Below are 16,948 nucleotides of genomic sequence, written 5' to 3'. Positions count from 1 at the left end.
CCCGCCGTACCGCGCCGACCAGCCCCTGGGCCGAGCGGACGCGGCGACTGGGCCGCCCGGGACGCGGCGACGGCGCCGCGGCTGCGAGCCCCGACGCGGCACCGCCGCCGCGTCCGCTCGGCCCAAGCAAACACTGGGCCCAAGCAAACACCGGGCCCAAGCGAACACCCGGCCCAAGCAACCAGACGAGGAACACCGCCATGGAATCCACCAACGTCGTCACAGCGCCCACCGGTGTCCGCGATCTGTACATCGACGGGGCGAGGACGGCAGCGATCGACGGCCGCAGCTACCCGGTCGTCGACCCGGCCACCGCGAAGGTGCTGTGTGACGTCTCCTCCGGTGGAGCCGCCGACGCCGCGGCAGCGGTGGACGCCGCCGCTGCGGCGTTCCCCCGCTGGCGCACGGTGGCGCCCCGGCAGCGGGCGGAGATCCTGCGCCGTGCCTACGACCTGATGCTGAGCCGGTCCGACCCGCTGGCGCGGCTGATGGTCTCCGAGAACGGCAAGTCCCTGCGCGACGCCAAGGGCGAGATCGGCTACGCCGCCGAGTTCTTCCGCTGGTACTCCGAGGAGGCCGTGCGGATCGGCTCGGGCTTCGGCGACTCCCCGGCCGGCGGTTTCCGGCACGTGATCCGCCGGCAACCGGTCGGCGTCACCGCCCATGTGACCCCGTGGAACCTGCCCGCCGCCATGGTCGCCCGCAAGGTCGCGCCGGCGCTGGCCGCCGGCTGCACGGTCGTGCTCAAGCCGGCCCCGGAGACTCCGCTGACCGCGCTCGCGATCGCCGAGATCCTGGCCGAGGCCGGGCTGCCGGCCGGCGCGCTCAACGTGGTGCCCACCGACCGCGCGCCGGAGGTGGTCGGCGTCTGGATGGACGACGAGCGGGTGCGCAAGTTCTCCTTCACCGGCTCGACCGGCACCGGCAGGCTGCTGCTGGAGCAGGCCGCGAGGACGGTCAAGAACACCACGATGGAGCTGGGCGGCAACGCGCCCTTCATCGTGCTGGCCGACGCCGACGTCGACGCGGCGGTGCGCGGCGCGATGGACGCCAAGATGCGCGGCGGCGGCGAGGTCTGCATCGCGGCCAACCGCTTCTACGTGCACGAGGACGTGGCCGAGGAGTTCACCCGCAAGTTCGGCGAGGCGATGGCGGCGGTCCGGATCGGTCCGGGCCTGGCGGAGGGTGTGGAGCTGGGCGCGATGGTGAACCAGGCCGCGATCGACAGGATCGGCGCGCTGGTGGCCGACGCCGTCGAGCGTGGTGCGTCCATCGCGGCCCAGGGCCCGACTCCGGAGGGGCCGGGCTACTTCCACCCGGCCACCGTGCTGACCGGTGTCACGCCGGACGCCCGGATCATGCACGAGGAGGTCTTCGGGCCGGTCGCCCCGATCGCGGTGTTCCGCGACGAGGAGGAGGTGCTGGCCGCCGCCAACAACACCCCCTTCGGCCTGGCCGCCTACGTGTTCTCAGGTGACCTCGGCCGCGCGCTGCGGCTGGCCGAGCGGATCGAGTCCGGCATGGTCGGCGTGAACCGGGGCCTGCTGTCCGACCCCGCCGCCCCGTTCGGCGGCGTCAAGCAGTCGGGCCTGGGCCGCGAGGGCGCGCAGGCCGGGATCGAGGCGTTCCTGGAGACGCAGTACCTGGCCGTGGAGTGGCCCGCGGGCTGACCCACGCCCCCAACTCATCCACCACCAACGGACCGTCACGTAGCCAACCAAGGTGCAGCACTCATGGACATCACCGAATTCTCCCGCGACTTCTTCTCCCTGGACGGCAGGAACGCGATCGTCACCGGGGGCAACACCGGCCTCGGCCAGGCGTTCTCGCTCGCGCTCGCCAAGGCCGGCGCGAACGTCTTCGTGCCGGCGCTGGTCGAGGACGACGGCGAGACCCGCCGGCTGATCGAGGCCGAGGGGCGCCGGATGGAGTTCCTCGAGGCCGACATCACCGCGCCCGGCGCCGCCGAGCAGATCGTCCAGGGCTGCGTGGACGCCTTCGGATCGCTCGACATCCTGGTGAACTCCGCCGGGATCTGCAAGCTCGCCACGGTCGAGGAGTTCGGCCGCGCCGAGTGGGACCCGATGGTCGCGGTCAACCTCACCGCCGCGTTCGAGCTGTCCCACCAGGCCGTCGCCCGGATGATCCCGCAGCGCTCCGGGAAGATCATCAACATCGCGTCGATGTTCTCCTTCCTCGGCGGCAAGTGGTCACCCGCCTACGCCGCGACCAAGCACGGCATCGTCGGCTTCACCAAGGCGTACTGCGACGAGTTGGCCCAGCACAACATCCAGGTCAACGCGATCGCCCCGGGCTACTTCGCCACGAAGATCACCGAGGCCACCCGGGCCGACCCCGAGGCCGACCAGCGCGTGCTGGACCACATCCCGGCCGGTCGCTGGGGCGACGTCGCCGACCTGATGGGCGCGACCGTCTTCCTGGCAAGCCGCGCCTCCGACTACGTGAACGGCCATGTGCTGGCCGTCGACGGCGGATACCTGGTCCGCTGAGCGACCCTGCCGTTCCCACCGACCTTCCCCCAGAGTTCCCCCGCAAGAACGAGGTAGATCCAGATGCTCCAGTCCGTATCGAAGCTGAGCCGCGCGGAGATCGTCGCGCGCCTCACCGAGCTGGTAGACGCCGCTCAAGTGGTCACCGACGAAGAGCAGTTGCGGCTGGCGAGCGTCGACCGGTTCAAGAAGTACCAGTCGGTGCACGGCATCTTCGACGGGCCGGTGCCGGCCGCGATCGTCAACGCGACCAGCACCGCGGACGTCGCCGCCGTCCTGGCGTTCGCCAACGAGAACCGCATCAACGTGGTGGCGCGCACCGGCCGCACCGGCACCGAGGGCGGCCTGGAGACGATCGTCGAGGACACCATCGTCCTGGACGGCTCCGGCCTGGACCGCATCCTGTCCATCGACACGGAGAACATGCAGGTGACCGCCGAGTGCGGAGTGCCGCTCCAACTGCTGGAGGACACGCTGCGCGCCCAGGGCTTCACCACCGGGCACTCCCCGCAGTCCAAGCCGCTGGCCCAGCTGGGCGGCCTGGTCTCGACCCGTTCCATCGGCCAGTTCTCCACCCTCTACGGCGCGATCGAGGACATGGTCGTCGGCCTGGAGGCGGTCTTCCCGGACGGCACGGTCAGCCGGATCAAGAACGTCCCGCGCCGCTCCACCGGACCGGACATCCGGCACATCGTCATCGGCAACGAGGGCGCGCTGTGCTACATCACCGAAGTCACCGTCAAGATCTTCAAGTTCCTGCCGGAGAACAACGAGTTCCACGGCTTCCTGGTCGACGACATGGCCACCGGCCTCGCGGTGATCCGCGAGGTCGTCACCAATGGCTTCAAGCCGTCGGTGGTCCGGCTCTACTCGCCCGAGGACGCCCGCCAGCACTTCGCCCACTTCTACCAGGGCAAGTGCGTGGTGGTCTTCGTCGCCGAGGGCCCCAAGGGCATCGTCCGTGCCACCAGCGACGAGATCGGGCGCGTGATCGCCCAGTACCCGCACGCGAGGGTCGACCCGGAGCTGATCCGCGCCTGGTTCGACCACCTCAACTGGGGCACCGACAAGATCGAGGCCGAGAAGGCGACCATGCTGGCCGACCGGCACCTCGGCTACACCACCGAGGTCTCCGCCGACTGGTCGCGCACCGTCGAGCTCTACGACAACGTGATGCACCGCATCCGCACCGAGTACCCCCATGCCGGGGACCTGACGATGCTCGGCGCGCACTCCTCGCACAGCTACCAGACCGGGACGAACCTCTACTTCGTCTACGACTACCGGATCGACTGCGAGCCCCGCGAGGAGATCGAGAAGTACCACCTCCCGCTCAACGCGATCATCGTCGAAGAAGCCCTCAAGGTCGGCGGCTCGATGGTCCACCACCACGGCATCGGCAAGTACCGCACCGCGTGGACCGAGCAGGAGCACGGCACGGCCTACCACCTGCTGGCCAAGCTCAAGTCCGCGTTCGACCCCAACGGGATCATGAACAAGGGCACGATCTTCCCGCTCGGCTCCTGACCGCAGGGCCTCCGCCTCCCCATCGGCCCCGGCGATCCGGACCGGCCGCGAACAGCACACCTCGGAGCAGGCATGACGCGCTACCTGATCGGCATCGACAACGGCTCCCAGAGCTCGAAGGTCACCGTCTTCGACGAGCTCGGGAACGTGGTCTGCGAAGGACGGCAGGCGCTGCGCCCCTACGACACCCCCCGCCCCGGCGTCGTCGAGCACCCGCAGGACGACCTCTGGGACTCCATCGGCGAGGCCAGCCGCCGCGCCATGGCCGCCTTCCCCGGCGCCCCGGCCGAGATCGTCGGCGTCGGTCTCTGCACGATCCGGTTCTGCCGCGCCCTGTTGCTCGCCGACGGCACCTTGGCGGGTCCGGTGCTGAGCTGGATGGACGAGCGCGTCTCGCGCCCCTACGAGCACACCGACCCGCGCGTGCGCCACGTCACCACCTCCTCCGGCTACCTCACCCGCCGGATGACAGGCCGGTGCACGGACACCGCCGCCAACTACGCCGGCATGTGGCCCATCGACTCCGACACCGGCCGATGGACGACGGACGAAGCGGAGTTCGCCGAGTACGGCATCCCGCGCGAGCTGCTATTCGAGACCGTGCAGCCCGGCGAGATCCTCGGCCACCTCACTGCCGAGGCCGCCGCGCACACCGGCCTTCCGGTCGGCCTGCCGGTGGTCGCCACCGCCAACGACAAGGCCGTCGAGGCGCTCGGCTGCGGCCTGAGCAGGCCCGACACGCTGCTGGTCTCGCTCGGCACCTACGTGGCCGGGATGACCACCGGGGCGCGCAACGTCAAGGACGCGACCGGCTTCTGGACCAACTACGCCAGCCGCCCCCACGCGTACCTCTACGAGAGCCTCGGCGTGCGGCGCGGCATGTGGACCGTCAGCTGGTTCCGCGACCTGCTCGGCGAGGAGGCCGCGCAGGCCGCCGCCCGCGAGGGGCTCACCGTCGAGGACGTCCTCAACCGCGGCGCCGCCGCCGTCCCGGCCGGCTCGGACGGGCTGATGACCGTCCTGGACTGGCTCGCCCCCACGGACGCGCCCTACCGCAAGGGCTCGATCCTCGGCTTCGACGGCCGCCAGGGCCGGTTCCACATCTACCGCTCGATCCTCGAGGCGCTCGCCCTGACCGTCTACGGCCACGGCACGACGATGGCCGCCGAACTCGGCACCCGGTACCGGCAGACCATCGTCTCCGGGGGCGGCGCCAACTCCGACCTGATCATGCAGATCTTCGCCGACGTCTTCGGCATCCCGGCGCTGCGCTCCGCGGTCAACAACGCCGCCGGACTCGGCGCCGCGATCTGCGCGGCGGTCGGCCTCGGCCTGCATCCGAGCTTCGACGACGCCGTCGCCGCCATGGTCCACCCGGGCGCCGCCTTCGCGCCCGACCCCGACAACCACCGCCTCTACCAACGCCTGCACGCGGTGCGCCAGGACATCGCCGCGCGCACGGATCCGGTCTACCGCGCCTCGTATCAGCTCTTCGGCTGACCCGGCGCGCGGGGAGCCGGCATCCTCGAAACGGTGCCCCCGAGAATCGGGGACGGTGAACTCCCGCAAAGCAGTCGCGATGTGATCTAGCATCATAATTTGCTACTTCTTCGGATCGCCTTTTCCCCCTAGCTCGACGCCTTTTCCATAGCTAATCTGAGATCAGGCCAACCGCACTCGCGTGCGGCGCCCGATCGGCATGGAAGGGGCTTTCCCCATGGCCAACGAATCTCCCGACATTCCAGTCGCTCCCACCTCAGGCGTCGATCTGCAGCAGCTGACGGCTGCGGCGGCGCAGACTTCCGCAGTCTTCACGCCCCAGGAGGTCGGCTCCGTTCAAGGATCCGTCCGCGAAGAACGCTCCGGCACCATCGCCGTCGTCGAGGAACCGACGGCGGCGGAGCAGACGGGCACCGGCCCGGCTGTCCGGCGGCAGCCGACCGGATCCGGGACCTGAGGGGCGGGGCAGATGCTGCGTTTCGAGAACGGCTATTCCCAGACCATCAACGTCATGATCGAGCGGCTCGACCAGAACTGTCAGCCGAGGCCCTGGCGCAGGACCGGCTGGTGGGTCATCGCACCCGGCGCCTCCGCGGTCGCCTACGGCGGGAATCTCGCCGCCGTCAACCGGTACTGGTACTGGTACGCATTCGCCGTGGACAACACGCAATGGTCAGGGCCGTACCCCGAGAATGTGCCCGAGTCGGTCTTCGACTGGTGCCCGGACACCGCCAGCGACCCCTCGATCAACATCGGCATGCGCGAGTTGGACGTCAACGGCGCAGCCGACTGGACCCTGCGCCTGATTCTCTGACGCGGCAACTCCGAACGCAGCAACTCCGAGCACGACAGCGGCGGGGGGGGGGGCCCCCCCCCGGGGGGGGGCCCCCCCCCCCGGGGGGGGGCCCCCCCGGGGGGGGGGGGCCCCCCGGCCGCTGCGGCGTTCCCGCGATGTCTGAAAGGCGAGTACCCACTCCCCACCACTCTCAATGTATATCGCACCGGGGGGCTTGCGGCAAGGCCCCGGTCGTGCCGCAGAATCGTCGACCGAAGCCGGAATCCGCGGAACCGGCTGCCAGGAATTCAGCGTTGCCGAACGTTGCCGAAACCTGCCGAAAATGGGGATTGTGATGATCGACGTGATCGTGGTCGGCGGTGGACCGACCGGCCTGATGCTGGCCGCCGAGTTGCGGCTGCACGGCGTGCGGGCGCTCGTGTTGGAGAAGGAGGCGGAGCCGACCAAGGTGGTCCGCGCGCTCGGCCTGCACGCGCGCAGCATCGAGGTGATGGACCAGCGCGGTCTGCTGGAGCGCTTCCTCGCACTCGGCAAGCAGCATCCGGTCGGCGGTTTCTTCGCCGGCATCGCCAAGCCGTCCCCGGAGCGGCTGGACACCGCGCACCCGTACGTCCTCGGCATCCCGCAGCCGACCATCGATCGCCTGCTGGCCGAGCACGCCACCGAGGTCGGCGCCGAGATCCGGCGGGGCTACGAGCTGGTCCGGCTGAGCCAGGACGAGGACGGGGTGACCGTCGAGTTGACCGATGGTACTCAGCTGCGCTCGCGCTACCTGGTCGGCTGCGACGGCGGCCGCAGCACGGTGCGCAAGCTGCTCGGCGTCGGCTTCCCCGGCGAACCCAGCAGGGTCGAGACGCTGCTGGGCGAGATGGAACTGACCGCGCCGCCGCAGACGCTGGCCGCCGTGATGGCCGAAGTCCGCAAGACCCAGCTGCGGTTCGGCGCCATGCCCCTCGCGGACGGGGTGTACCGCGTCGTCGTGCCCGCCGAAGGGGTGGCCGAGGACCGCACGGTCCCGCCGACCCTCGAGGAGTTCAAGCAGCAGCTGCGGCTGGTCGCCGGCACCGACTTCGGCGTGCACTCACCGCGCTGGCTCTCCCGCTTCGGCGACGGCACCCGGCTGGCCGAGCGCTACCGGACCGGCCGGGTGCTGCTGGCCGGCGACGCGGCGCACATCCACCCGCCGGCCGGCGGGCAGGGGCTCAACCTCGGCGTGCAGGACGCGTTCAACCTCGGCTGGAAGCTGGCCGCCGCCGTCAACGGCTGGGCACCGGAGGGCCTGCTGGACAGCTACCACACCGAACGGCACCCCGTGGCGGCCGACGTGCTGGACAACACCCGCGCGCAGATGCAGCTGATGGCGCTCGATCCGGGGGCTCAGGCCGTGCGCCGGCTGCTGTCGGAGCTGATGGCCTTCGACGACGTGAACCGGTACCTGACCGAGAAGATCACGGCGATCGGCGTCCGCTACGACTTCGGCGAGGGCCACGAACTGCTCGGCCGGCGACTGCGGGACGTGGGGCTGAAGCAGGGGCGCCTCTACGGGCTGATGCACGGTGGCCGCGGGCTGCTGCTCGACCAGACAGGGCGGCTGTCGGTGGCGGGTTGGGCGGATCGGGTCGACCACGTCGTCGACGTCAGCGAGGAACTGGACGTGCCGGCGGTGCTGCTGCGGCCGGACGGCCACGTGGCGTGGGTCGGTGAGGATCAGCAGGAGCTGCTCAGCCGGCTGCCGAGGTGGTTCGGCGCTGCCGCGAGCTGAGCGCGCCGGCCCGGCGACAAGTACCGAGCACGACCAAGGGATAGCCGAGCCGTCCTCCAGGTTCGTAGGCTTCTGCTCAAGTCGAGGATCCAGCAGCAGAGACCGCGAGACCGAGGTGCGGTATGACGCGCAGCCCATCCCCCCGCCCACCCACCCCCGGCGCGGTCGCGCTGTCCGGGGTCAGCAAGGCGTTCGGCGCGGTACGCGCCGTGGACGGCATCGATCTGGAGGTCAGGCCGGGCGAGTTCTTCTCGATGCTCGGCCCCTCCGGCTCGGGCAAGACCACCGTGCTGCGCATGATCGCGGGCTTCGAGGCGCCGAGTGCCGGGCGGGTCCTGCTCGGTGGGATCGATGTCACCCGTCTGGCGGCATTCGACCGCGACGTCAACACGGTGTTCCAGGACTACGCCCTCTTTCCGCATCTGTCGGTGCGTCAGAACATCGAGTACGGCCTGAAGGTGAAGCGGGTGCCCCGGGCGGAGCGGGCCGAGCGGGCCGCCGAGGCGCTGGCGACCGTTCGGCTGCACTCCTTCGGCGACCGGCGCCCCGCCGAACTGTCCGGCGGACAGCGCCAACGCGTCGCGCTGGCCCGCGCCCTGGTCAACCGCCCGTCCGTGCTGCTGCTCGACGAGCCGCTCGGCGCCCTCGACCTGAAGCTCCGTCAGGAGATGCAGCTGGAACTCAAGCAGATCCAGCGCGAGGCCGGCATCACCTTCGTCCTCGTCACCCACGACCAGGACGAGGCGCTCACCATGAGCGACCGGATCGCGGTCTTCAACGCCGGGCGGATCGAGCAGGTCGGCACGCCGGCCGAGGTGTACGAGCGGCCGGCCACCGCGTTCGTGGCGGGCTTCGTCGGCACCTCCAACCTGCTCCAAGGCCCCTGTGCCGTACAGGTGTTCGGCGAGTCCGGGACGTACTCGGTGCGTCCCGAGAAGATCCGCGTCGCCCACCCCGACGACCCGACCGGGCCCGACGAGCACGCCGTCACCGGGACGATCGGCGAGGTCGTCTACGCGGGCGCGCAGACCCGCTTCCTGGTGGACCTGGAAGCGGGCGGCCAACTGGTCGCCGTCCGGCAGAATTTCGAGGAGTCCGGCGCCGACGCCGCCCGGCACCGGGGGTCGGCCGTCCTGCTGGCCTGGCAGCGACAGCACACCGTCCGCATCAACCCCTGATCACCGTGAGGACGTTCATGAGCATCCGTCACCCGCTCCGCACCCTGGCGGCCGCCGCCGCCCTGCTGCTGGCCGCCGCGTGCGGCTCGAACGCCGGTGGCAACAGTGCGAGTACGGGGTTCGCCGCGCCGAACATCCCCGCGCAGAAGTCCCTCGGCCCGGGCGAGGGCACCGTCAACATCGTCGCCTGGGCCGGCTACGTCGAGTCCGGGCAGGACAGCAAGACCGTCGACTGGGTCACCCCGTTCACCAAGCAGACCGGCTGCAAGGTGAACCTCAAGGTGGCGGGCACCTCCGACGAGATGGTCGCGCTGATGAAGACGGGCCAGTACGACACCGTCTCGGCCTCCGGCGACGCGACGCTGCGGCTGATCGCCGGGGGCGACGTCGCGCCCGTCAACACCGCACTGGTGCCCAACTACGCCGACATCTACCCCGGTCTCAAGAACCAGCCGTGGAACTCGGTCAACGGCGTGGCCTACGGGATCCCGCACGGGCGCGGCGCCAACCTGCTGATGTACAACACCGACAAGGTCGCCCCCGCCCCGACCTCCTGGGGCTCGGTCTTCGCCGCCGACTCCCCCTACGCCGGGCACCTCACCGCGTACGACAGCCCGATCTACATCGCCGACGCCGCGCTCTACCTGATGAAGACCAAGCCCGAGCTCGGCATCAAGAACCCCTACGCCCTCACCACCTCGCAGCTGGACGCCGCGGTGGCCCTGCTCAAGGTCCAGAAGAAGCAGATCGGCTCCTACTGGAGCGACTACACCAAGGAGCAGGCCGCGTTCGACTCCGGCGACGACCTGATCGGCACCACCTGGGAGGTGATCCACCAGGCGGTCGCCGCCGACGGCAAGGTGAGGACCCAGGCGATCCTGCCCAGCGAGGGCTCCACCGGCTGGTCCGACACCTGGATGATCTCGGCGCACGCCCAGCACCCCGACTGCGCGTACCAGTGGATGAACTACATCGTCTCGCCGTCGGTCAACGCCCAGGTCGCCGAGTACTTCGGCGAGGCCCCGGCCAATTCCAAGGCCTGCGCGCAGATCACCGACAACCCGAACTTCTGCACCGACTACCACGCCACCGACGAGAGTTGGTGGAAGAACGTCTACTACTGGACCACGCCCACCGCGCAGTGCGCCGACGGCGGCGGTCGCAACGACTGCACCACGTACGCCCAGTGGGTCACCGCCTGGAACGGGATCAAGAGCTGATGACCGCCCCCGCCGCGACCCGTGCGCCGGACCGTACACCGGACCGGCTGCCGGCCCGTACGCCGGTGCGCAGGCTGGCCGGGGCGCTGCACCGGCGCCCCGGCCTGCGGTTGGCGGCGCTGCTGGCCGCGCCGATGACCTGGCTGGTGCTGGCGTACCTGGGGTCGCTGACGGTGCTGCTGCTGTCGGCCTTCTGGACCACCAACGAGTTCACCTCCAACATCGAGTACCGCTGGACCGCCGACAACTTCCGCTCGCTGCTGACCGATCCGCAGTACCGGACGGTCGCGCTGCGCACGCTGGGCATCGCGGCGTCGGTGACGGTGATCGACGCGGTGATCGCGCTTCCGATGGCCTTCTACATCGGCCGGGTGGCCAGACCCGGCAGCCGGCGCCTGCTGCTGGTGGCGGTGCTGACGCCGCTGTGGGCCGGCTACCTGGTGAAGGCCTACGCGTGGTGGGTGATGCTCAGTCACGGCGGCGTCCTGGACTGGGTCACCGCCCCCTTCGGCGGGCACTCCCCCGGTTTCGGGGTGCCGGCGGTGGTCATGGTGCTCGGGTACCTGTGGCTGCCCTACATGGTGCTGCCGCTCTGCACCGCGTTCGAGCAGCTGCCCGACAGCCTGCTCGCCGCCGCGGCCGACCTCGGTGCCGGACCCTGGCGGACCCTGCGCACCGTGGTGCTGCCGATGGTCAGGCCGGCGCTCATCGCCGGGTCGATCTTCACCTTCTCACTCAGCCTCGGCGACTACCTGGCGGTGCAGATCGTCGGCGGCACCACGTCCATGCTCGGCAACGTCATCGCGTCCAACGTGACGCTCAACCTGCCCCTGGCGGCGGCGGTGTCCTGCGTGCCGGTGCTGCTGATCATCGGCTACCTGCTCGCCGTGCGCCGCACCGGTGCGCTGGACAGCTTGTGAGGGCCTGATGCAACTCTCCCGCACCGCCCGGATCCTGCTCCGCCTGGCGACGGCACTGGGGCTCGCCGTGATCTACGCCCCGCTGCTGCTGGTCCTGGTGAACTCCTTCAACGCCTCGCGCTCCTTCGCCTGGCCGCCGTCCGGTTTCAGCACCCGCTGGTGGGCGGCGGCCTGGCAGGAGACCGGGCTGCGCGCGGCGCTGGCCACCTCGCTGAAGGCCGGGCTCGGCGCGACCGCGGTGGCGCTGGTGCTCGGCACCATGGCGGCCTTCGCCGCGACCCGCTACCGGTTCTACGGCCGACAGTCGGTCTCCTTCCTGCTGATCCTGCCGATCGCCCTGCCCGGCATCGTCACCGGCATCGCGCTCAACGCCGCGTTCCGCACCGTGCTGACTCCGCTCGGGGTGGGCTTCGGCCTGTTCACCGTCGTGGTCGGACACGCCACCTTCTGCATCGTGGTGGTCTTCAACAACGTCGCGGCGCGGCTGCGACGGATAGCGCCGTCGGCCGAGGAGGCGTCGGCGGACCTGGGGGCGCACACGTTCCAGACCTTCTGGTACGTCACGCTCCCGGCCGTGCGCAGCGCGCTGCTCGCCGGCGCGCTGCTGGCCTTCGCGCTCTCCTTCGACGAGATCGTGGTGACCACCTTCACCGCGGGCCCCGGCACCCAGACGCTGCCGCTGTGGATCTTCGACAACCTGGCCCGCCCCAACCAGGGCCCGGTGGTGGACGTCGTGGCCGCGGTGCTGATCGTCCTGGCGGTGCTGCCGGTCTACCTGGCCCAACGCCTCTCCGGCGAGCCGCTGCGCTAGGGCCTGTCCGCTGCCCCCCGGGGGTCAGTCACTGAGGTGGCGGGCGAACCGTTCGTGAGCGGCCTGCCGGCTGCAGCCGAGCGCCTTGCCGATCGCCTCCCAGGACACGAGGTTCGCGCGGGCGGCCCGGACGGCGCCGATGCCGTAGCCCGGGACCGCCTTCTCGACACGGGCCACCACCCGCAGCGCGGTGACCGACTGACGCTCCGACAGCTGCCCGATCCGCTTCTCCAGCGCGGCGAGCAACTGCTCCACATCGCGCGGCACCATCCCCTCGGCCTGGTCGACGTGGTACTCCCAGTCCGCGTACGGGCCGGTGCGCTGCTCCACGCCCTCGGTCGCCTCGTCATCCCCGAAGTCGATCGGATGCGTCTCGGCGCCGCGCCAGCCGCACTCGCAGGCTCCCCGGACCCCCACCGCGCGCGGGCCGTCCGCCCCGTTGTAGAGCCACCAGGTCGTGCGTCCGTCCGCCACCGGTCCCGGTTCGCTCCCGTCCGCCAGCACCGCTGCCAGATACCCCTCGTGACGACCGGTCTCATCAACCCAGCGCATACCGCACCTCTTCCGCCGCCGAAAACGTGTGTCAAGGTTCCTTGACAACGACGACGCGTGTCAAGGAACCGGGGTGGCCGAACCGATCAGGAATCGAGAAGCGCGGGTCACGGAGCCGCACCTAGCATGACCGCCATGGACATCACCATTCACATGAGCGCCCTCCCGCACGACGACCCGGACGCGTCCCTGGCCTTCTACCGCGACGTCCTCGGCTTCGAGGTCCGCAGCGACGTCGGACAGGGCAAGATGCGCTGGATCACGGTCGGCCCCGCCGGCCAGCCCGACACCTCCATCCTGCTGGCGCCGCCGGCCGCCGACCCCGGGATCACCGAGGACGAGCGCCGCACCATCGCCGAGATGATGGCCAAGGGCACCTACGGCTGGATCCTGCTGGCCACCCGGGACCTCGACGGCACCTTCGAGAAGGTCCAGGCCGGCGACACCGAGGTCGTCCAGGAGCCGACCGAGCAGCCGTACGGCGTCCGCGACTGCGCCTTCCGCGATCCCGCGGGCAACCTGGTCCGCATCCAGGAGCTCCGCTGACCCGTCCGGCCGGCGAGGTGAGGAGTCCACACATGTGCCACCCCTCGTGGGGCCCCGCACGCATCGCGGCGCAGCACCTGCACGACCTCGCACGGCTGCGCCGCGTCCGCGACCGGATCGACCGGGAGTACGCGCAGCCGCTGGACGTCGAGGCACTCGCCCGCGGCGCACACATGTCGGCCGGGCACCTCAGCCGCCAGTTCCGGCTCGCCTACGGCGAATCGCCGTACGCGTACCTGATGACGCGGCGCATCGAGCGCGCGGCGGCGCTGCTGCGTCGCGGCGACCTCAGCGTCACCGAGGTCTGCTTCGCGGTCGGTTGCTCCTCGCTGGGCACCTTCAGCACCCGCTTCACTGAACTGGTCGGCGTGCCGCCCAGCGTCTACCGCAGCGACGCGGCGCGCACGACGGCTGGGATGCCGGCGTGCGTGGCGAAACAGGTGACCAGACCGGTCAGGAATCAAGAAGCACCGGTCACCGAGCCGCAACTAGCGTGAGGGCCATGGCAACCATCGAATCCATCATCCTCGACGTGGCCAACCCCACGGCCGCCGACCACTTCTACACCACCGCCTTCGGCCTGGACACCCAGCTGCGCCTGCGCTCCTCGCAGGAACCGACGACCGGCTTCCGCGGGTTCACCCTCTCGCTCACGGTCTCCCAGCCGGCCACCGTCAACGGCTTCATCGACGCCGCGCTCGACGCCGGAGCCACGGTGTTGAAGCCCGCCGCGAAGTCGCTCTGGGGCTACGGCGGCACCGTCCAGGCCCCGGACGGGGCGATCTGGAAGGTCGCGACCTCGGCGAAGAAGGACACCGGCCCGGCCACCCGGCAGTTCGACGATCTCGTGCTCCTGCTGGGCGTCGCGGACGTGGCCGCGAGCAAGCGGTTCTACGTCGACCGGGGCCTCACCGTGGCGAAGAGCTTCGGCCGGATGTACGTCGAGTTCGCCGCCGGATCGAGCCCCGTCAAGCTGGGGCTGTACCGGCGCCGCGCCCTCGCCAAGGACGCCGGCGTCTCTCCCGAGGGCACCGGCTCGCACCGCCTCGCGATCAACAGCACCACCGGGCCGTTCACCGACCCGGACGGCTTCACCTGGGAGGCCGCAGCGGCACCGTCGGCGCTCACGCCCTGAGGCGTTACTGCTGCCTGCCTGCCCTGGCCGCCGAGCCGCCCTCCCCCAGTCGAGCCCCACAACGGCGTGGCTCGCCGAGAACCTCGCCGCCCTGCCAATGCGCACCGAGCGACCCGGGCGCGCGGCCGTGCTGCTACGGCGCTGCGGCCGCAGGCCCGGGTCTCGATCGGGGGATCGTCGTCGGTCCAGCACTCGGCGGCACGTGCTCCGGGTACTGTCGCTCAGGAGGCCGAGCCGTCAGGTACGGACGGCGTCATTGCGGACCGGTGGGGAGGGCCACGGTGCTTGAGGAACGCGAGTCGATCGGGAAGCGCATCCGACGTCAACGACTCCGACTGGGCATGCCGCAAGCCGACTTCGCGGCGGCGGTGGGCAGGACGCAGGGATGGGTGTCGAAGGTCGAGCGTGGGCTGATCGAGCTTGATCGCGCCGCCGTCATCAACGAGGTTGCGGCGGCGTTGCACTGCCACCCGAACGACCTGATCGAACGACCCTTCGTCGCGGGGAAGGCATCCGAGAACCAGTGGCAGGTGGCTGCGGCATCGATCCTCCGGGAGTTGCGCCGCTACGACCTGGTGCCCGTGTTCGACGGCGTCCCTCGTCCCTCTGCGACTCTGTGGCAAGAGACCGCGCGGCTTCACCGGCTCCGCGACGCGGCCGCGAACGTCGCGATTCTGCGTGTGCTGCCTGACCTCCTGCGCGAGGCCCGCGCTCTGGCGGAGACCGCCACGGGCCACGAACGGGAAGAGGCGTTCGGAATCTACGCGGTCTGCTGCAAGTTCGCCCACACGGCAGCGCACACCCTCGGCCACCCCGAGCTGATCGCCATGGCCTGCGAGCGTGCGGCATGGGCCGCCGGTCGATCTGGGGACACGGTGCTGCCGGCCGTGGCCGACTGGATGCGGGTCTGGGACATGTGGGCCACCGCCGACTGGGAGGATTCCCTGGCGCTCTCGAACAAGGCACTCAGGTCGATCGACGCGGAGTATGAGGCCGGCCAACCCCTCGCCGTCCGGGCCTGGGGGACCCTGCAACTTCGCGCAGCCGTTTCGGCCGCTCGCGCCGGCAGCCCCGGGGAGACCGAAGACCGGATTTCCCATGCACGGGCAGCAGCAGCCAGGTTGGCGGCCACGGATGTTCCCGTGTTCGATCGGCACTCGCTGACCTTCTCCTCCGGGAACGTTCAAATCCACTCCGTCTCAGTCCAGTTGGAGATGGGAGACCACTCCAAGGCCCTGATGCTGCACGAGCGCGCAGACCCCGCGCAGGTCGCCACGCTCCCCAACTCCCGACGTGGTCACCACCGGATGGACCTGGCCCGCGCTTGGCTGTGGGACGGCAACCGGGACAAGGCACTCGCCGAACTGGAGGAAGCCGAGCGCATCGCCCCCCAACTCGTCCGGAACCACCCGATAGCACGGGCCACCCTGCGCAAGATCGTGTACGCCGAGCGAAGCAGCACCCGGGAGAAACTGCGGCGCATGTCGGACCGCTTCCACCTGGACGGATAGCTGTATTCCGCTGATTCATATTCAGCTGTAGTCGGCCGCCTACTGTCTGTTCCATGAGCGGACGACGTATCAAACCCGCAGACGCGAACGGCCCCGCATCGAGCTGGACGCCCCGGTTGGGAGACCTGGCACGGGACTCGCTCGTTGAGCGCATTGGCGTTGTGGTCGATGTCCCCGGCGAGGGTGTCTACTCCTACCACCTTCGACCCCCGGGCGGTGGAGCGGAGTGGACGGCCCCACGTGACGGCTCCACCCTCCACCCGACCGATGGCCGGCGGCCACGGCGTACCGCAGGCCAGCAGCGCCGGCGGAGTGAGCTGCTGAACGCCTCCTCTGCCCGGGACGCCCCACCCTCCGCGACCGCCTTCGAATGCAGCCCCCAACCAGAGACGGGGGCGCGCTGATGAGCCCGTTGAATACGGCGTCGTTCCCAGTCCCGTACGAGTGGGGTGTTGAGCCTGACGCGGCTGCTGTTCCGCCGGCCCGGCGCTTGATCGTCGACATCGCCCGGTTCTGGAAGGTCCCGTTGTCGGACGACGCGTTGCGGGATGTGGAGTTGTGCGCGGGCGAGTTGTTGGCCAACGCCGTGGAGCACACGAAGGCCCGGTGCATGGTGACCGTTCGCTGGACGGGCCTGCGATTGCGGGTGGAGGTGGCGGACACCAGCCTGCACCTGCCCGATCCGGCGACCACGCAGGACATGGTCACCGGTGGCCGGGGGCTGCTGCTGGTCGCCGGACTGGCGCACTCGTGGGGCTGGGCCCCGGCGGGTGCGGGCAAGGTGGTGTGGTTCGAGGTCGCGTCCGACCAAGTGGTGACCGGCGACCGGCGCTTGGCCGTCCTGGTGGACGCCGCGAAAGCCCAGGTCCTCGACCGCCTCTCGGGCTGACGGCCCGGGGAGCGATGCGCACGAGCCTCCGGCGCCTGGACAGGCCTGCCACAGGCCGACCCGGTAGCAGCCGCACGTCAGGGTGCGGGCC

17 protein-coding genes are annotated in these 16,948 nt (G+C 70.5%); 16 read left to right on the top strand and 1 reads right to left on the bottom strand.

All coding sequences use genetic code 11. The features are described from left to right. Window positions 1-200 precede the first annotated feature (200 nt). The 11 genes from P3T41_RS28620 (at window position 201) to P3T41_RS28570 (ending at window position 12,224) form a co-directional block, all read left to right on the top strand. Window positions 201-1,670, top strand: a complete 1,470-nt coding sequence (locus P3T41_RS28620; RefSeq protein ID WP_280693435.1) for an NAD-dependent succinate-semialdehyde dehydrogenase — start codon at window positions 201-203, stop codon at window positions 1,668-1,670. Between the two features lie 63 nt (window positions 1,671-1,733). Beyond that, entirely contained in the window at window positions 1,734-2,510 is a 777-nt protein-coding gene (locus P3T41_RS28615; protein ID WP_280693434.1) for an SDR family NAD(P)-dependent oxidoreductase, read from the top strand. Between the two features lie 63 nt (window positions 2,511-2,573). Further along, window positions 2,574-4,037, top strand: coding sequence for an FAD-binding oxidoreductase (locus P3T41_RS28610; protein ID WP_280693433.1), 1,464 nt, complete (start codon window positions 2,574-2,576; stop codon window positions 4,035-4,037). A 72-nt stretch (window positions 4,038-4,109) separates the two neighbouring features. After that, window positions 4,110-5,537, top strand: coding sequence for an FGGY-family carbohydrate kinase (locus P3T41_RS28605; protein ID WP_280693432.1), 1,428 nt, complete (start codon window positions 4,110-4,112; stop codon window positions 5,535-5,537). A gap of 181 nt (window positions 5,538-5,718) precedes the next feature. Next, on the top strand, window positions 5,719-5,994 hold the full coding sequence (locus P3T41_RS28600) for a hypothetical protein (protein ID WP_280693431.1): 276 nt from the start codon (window positions 5,719-5,721) through the stop codon (window positions 5,992-5,994). Window positions 5,995-6,006: 12 nt separating this feature from the next. Then, window positions 6,007-6,351: a DUF1036 domain-containing protein gene (locus tag P3T41_RS28595; RefSeq protein WP_280693430.1), complete on the top strand. Its 345-nt coding sequence runs from the start codon at window positions 6,007-6,009 to the stop codon at window positions 6,349-6,351. A gap of 316 nt (window positions 6,352-6,667) precedes the next feature. Then, window positions 6,668-8,095, top strand: coding sequence for a rifampin monooxygenase (gene rox, locus P3T41_RS28590; protein WP_280693475.1), 1,428 nt, complete (start codon window positions 6,668-6,670; stop codon window positions 8,093-8,095). A gap of 122 nt (window positions 8,096-8,217) precedes the next feature. Further along, window positions 8,218-9,273: an ABC transporter ATP-binding protein gene (locus P3T41_RS28585; protein WP_280693429.1), complete on the top strand. Its 1,056-nt coding sequence runs from the start codon at window positions 8,218-8,220 to the stop codon at window positions 9,271-9,273. Between the two features lie 17 nt (window positions 9,274-9,290). Next, on the top strand, window positions 9,291-10,493 hold the full coding sequence (locus P3T41_RS28580) for an ABC transporter substrate-binding protein (protein WP_280693428.1): 1,203 nt from the start codon (window positions 9,291-9,293) through the stop codon (window positions 10,491-10,493). Continuing rightward, window positions 10,493-11,413, top strand: coding sequence for an ABC transporter permease (locus P3T41_RS28575; RefSeq protein ID WP_280693427.1), 921 nt, complete (start codon window positions 10,493-10,495; stop codon window positions 11,411-11,413). Before P3T41_RS28580 ends, P3T41_RS28575 begins: the two co-directional genes overlap by 1 nt. Window positions 11,414-11,420: 7 nt before the next feature. Beyond that, a complete protein-coding gene (locus tag P3T41_RS28570) occupies window positions 11,421-12,224 on the top strand; it encodes an ABC transporter permease (protein ID WP_280693426.1) in 804 nt (267 codons plus the stop codon). 24 nt (window positions 12,225-12,248) lie between these two features. Here P3T41_RS28570 and P3T41_RS28565 read toward each other — a convergent pair whose 3' ends face one another. Then, a complete protein-coding gene (locus P3T41_RS28565) occupies window positions 12,249-12,776 on the bottom strand; it encodes a hypothetical protein (RefSeq protein WP_280693425.1) in 528 nt (175 codons plus the stop codon). A gap of 135 nt (window positions 12,777-12,911) precedes the next feature. On the opposite strand from P3T41_RS28565, the gene P3T41_RS28560 reads away from it, so the two are divergent. The 5 genes from P3T41_RS28560 to P3T41_RS28540 all read left to right on the top strand — a co-directional run bounded on the left by P3T41_RS28560 (window position 12,912) and on the right by P3T41_RS28540 (window position 16,857). Beyond that, window positions 12,912-13,322 (top strand): VOC family protein, encoded by a 411-nt coding sequence (locus P3T41_RS28560; RefSeq protein WP_280693424.1) that lies wholly within the window; start codon window positions 12,912-12,914, stop codon window positions 13,320-13,322. Between the two features lie 32 nt (window positions 13,323-13,354). Then, window positions 13,355-13,819 (top strand): helix-turn-helix transcriptional regulator, encoded by a 465-nt coding sequence (locus P3T41_RS28555; RefSeq protein WP_280693423.1) that lies wholly within the window; start codon window positions 13,355-13,357, stop codon window positions 13,817-13,819. A 5-nt stretch (window positions 13,820-13,824) separates the two neighbouring features. Beyond that, on the top strand, window positions 13,825-14,457 hold the full coding sequence (locus tag P3T41_RS28550; RefSeq protein WP_280693422.1) for a glyoxalase: 633 nt from the start codon (window positions 13,825-13,827) through the stop codon (window positions 14,455-14,457). Window positions 14,458-14,738: 281 nt separating this feature from the next. Next, entirely contained in the window at window positions 14,739-15,968 is a 1,230-nt protein-coding gene (locus P3T41_RS28545; protein ID WP_280693421.1) for a helix-turn-helix transcriptional regulator, read from the top strand. 370 nt (window positions 15,969-16,338) lie between these two features. Then, the gene (locus P3T41_RS28540) at window positions 16,339-16,857 is read left to right on the top strand and encodes an ATP-binding protein (protein WP_348533703.1); all 519 of its coding nucleotides are present in this window, start codon (window positions 16,339-16,341) and stop codon (window positions 16,855-16,857) included. Window positions 16,858-16,948 lie beyond the last annotated feature (91 nt).

It is taken from the genome of Kitasatospora sp. GAS204B (assembly GCF_029892155.1).
GTDB lineage: Bacteria > Actinomycetota > Actinomycetes > Streptomycetales > Streptomycetaceae > Kitasatospora.
Note: the sequence above shows the minus strand (reverse complement) of the source record. Positions and strands in the feature narration are given on the sequence as shown.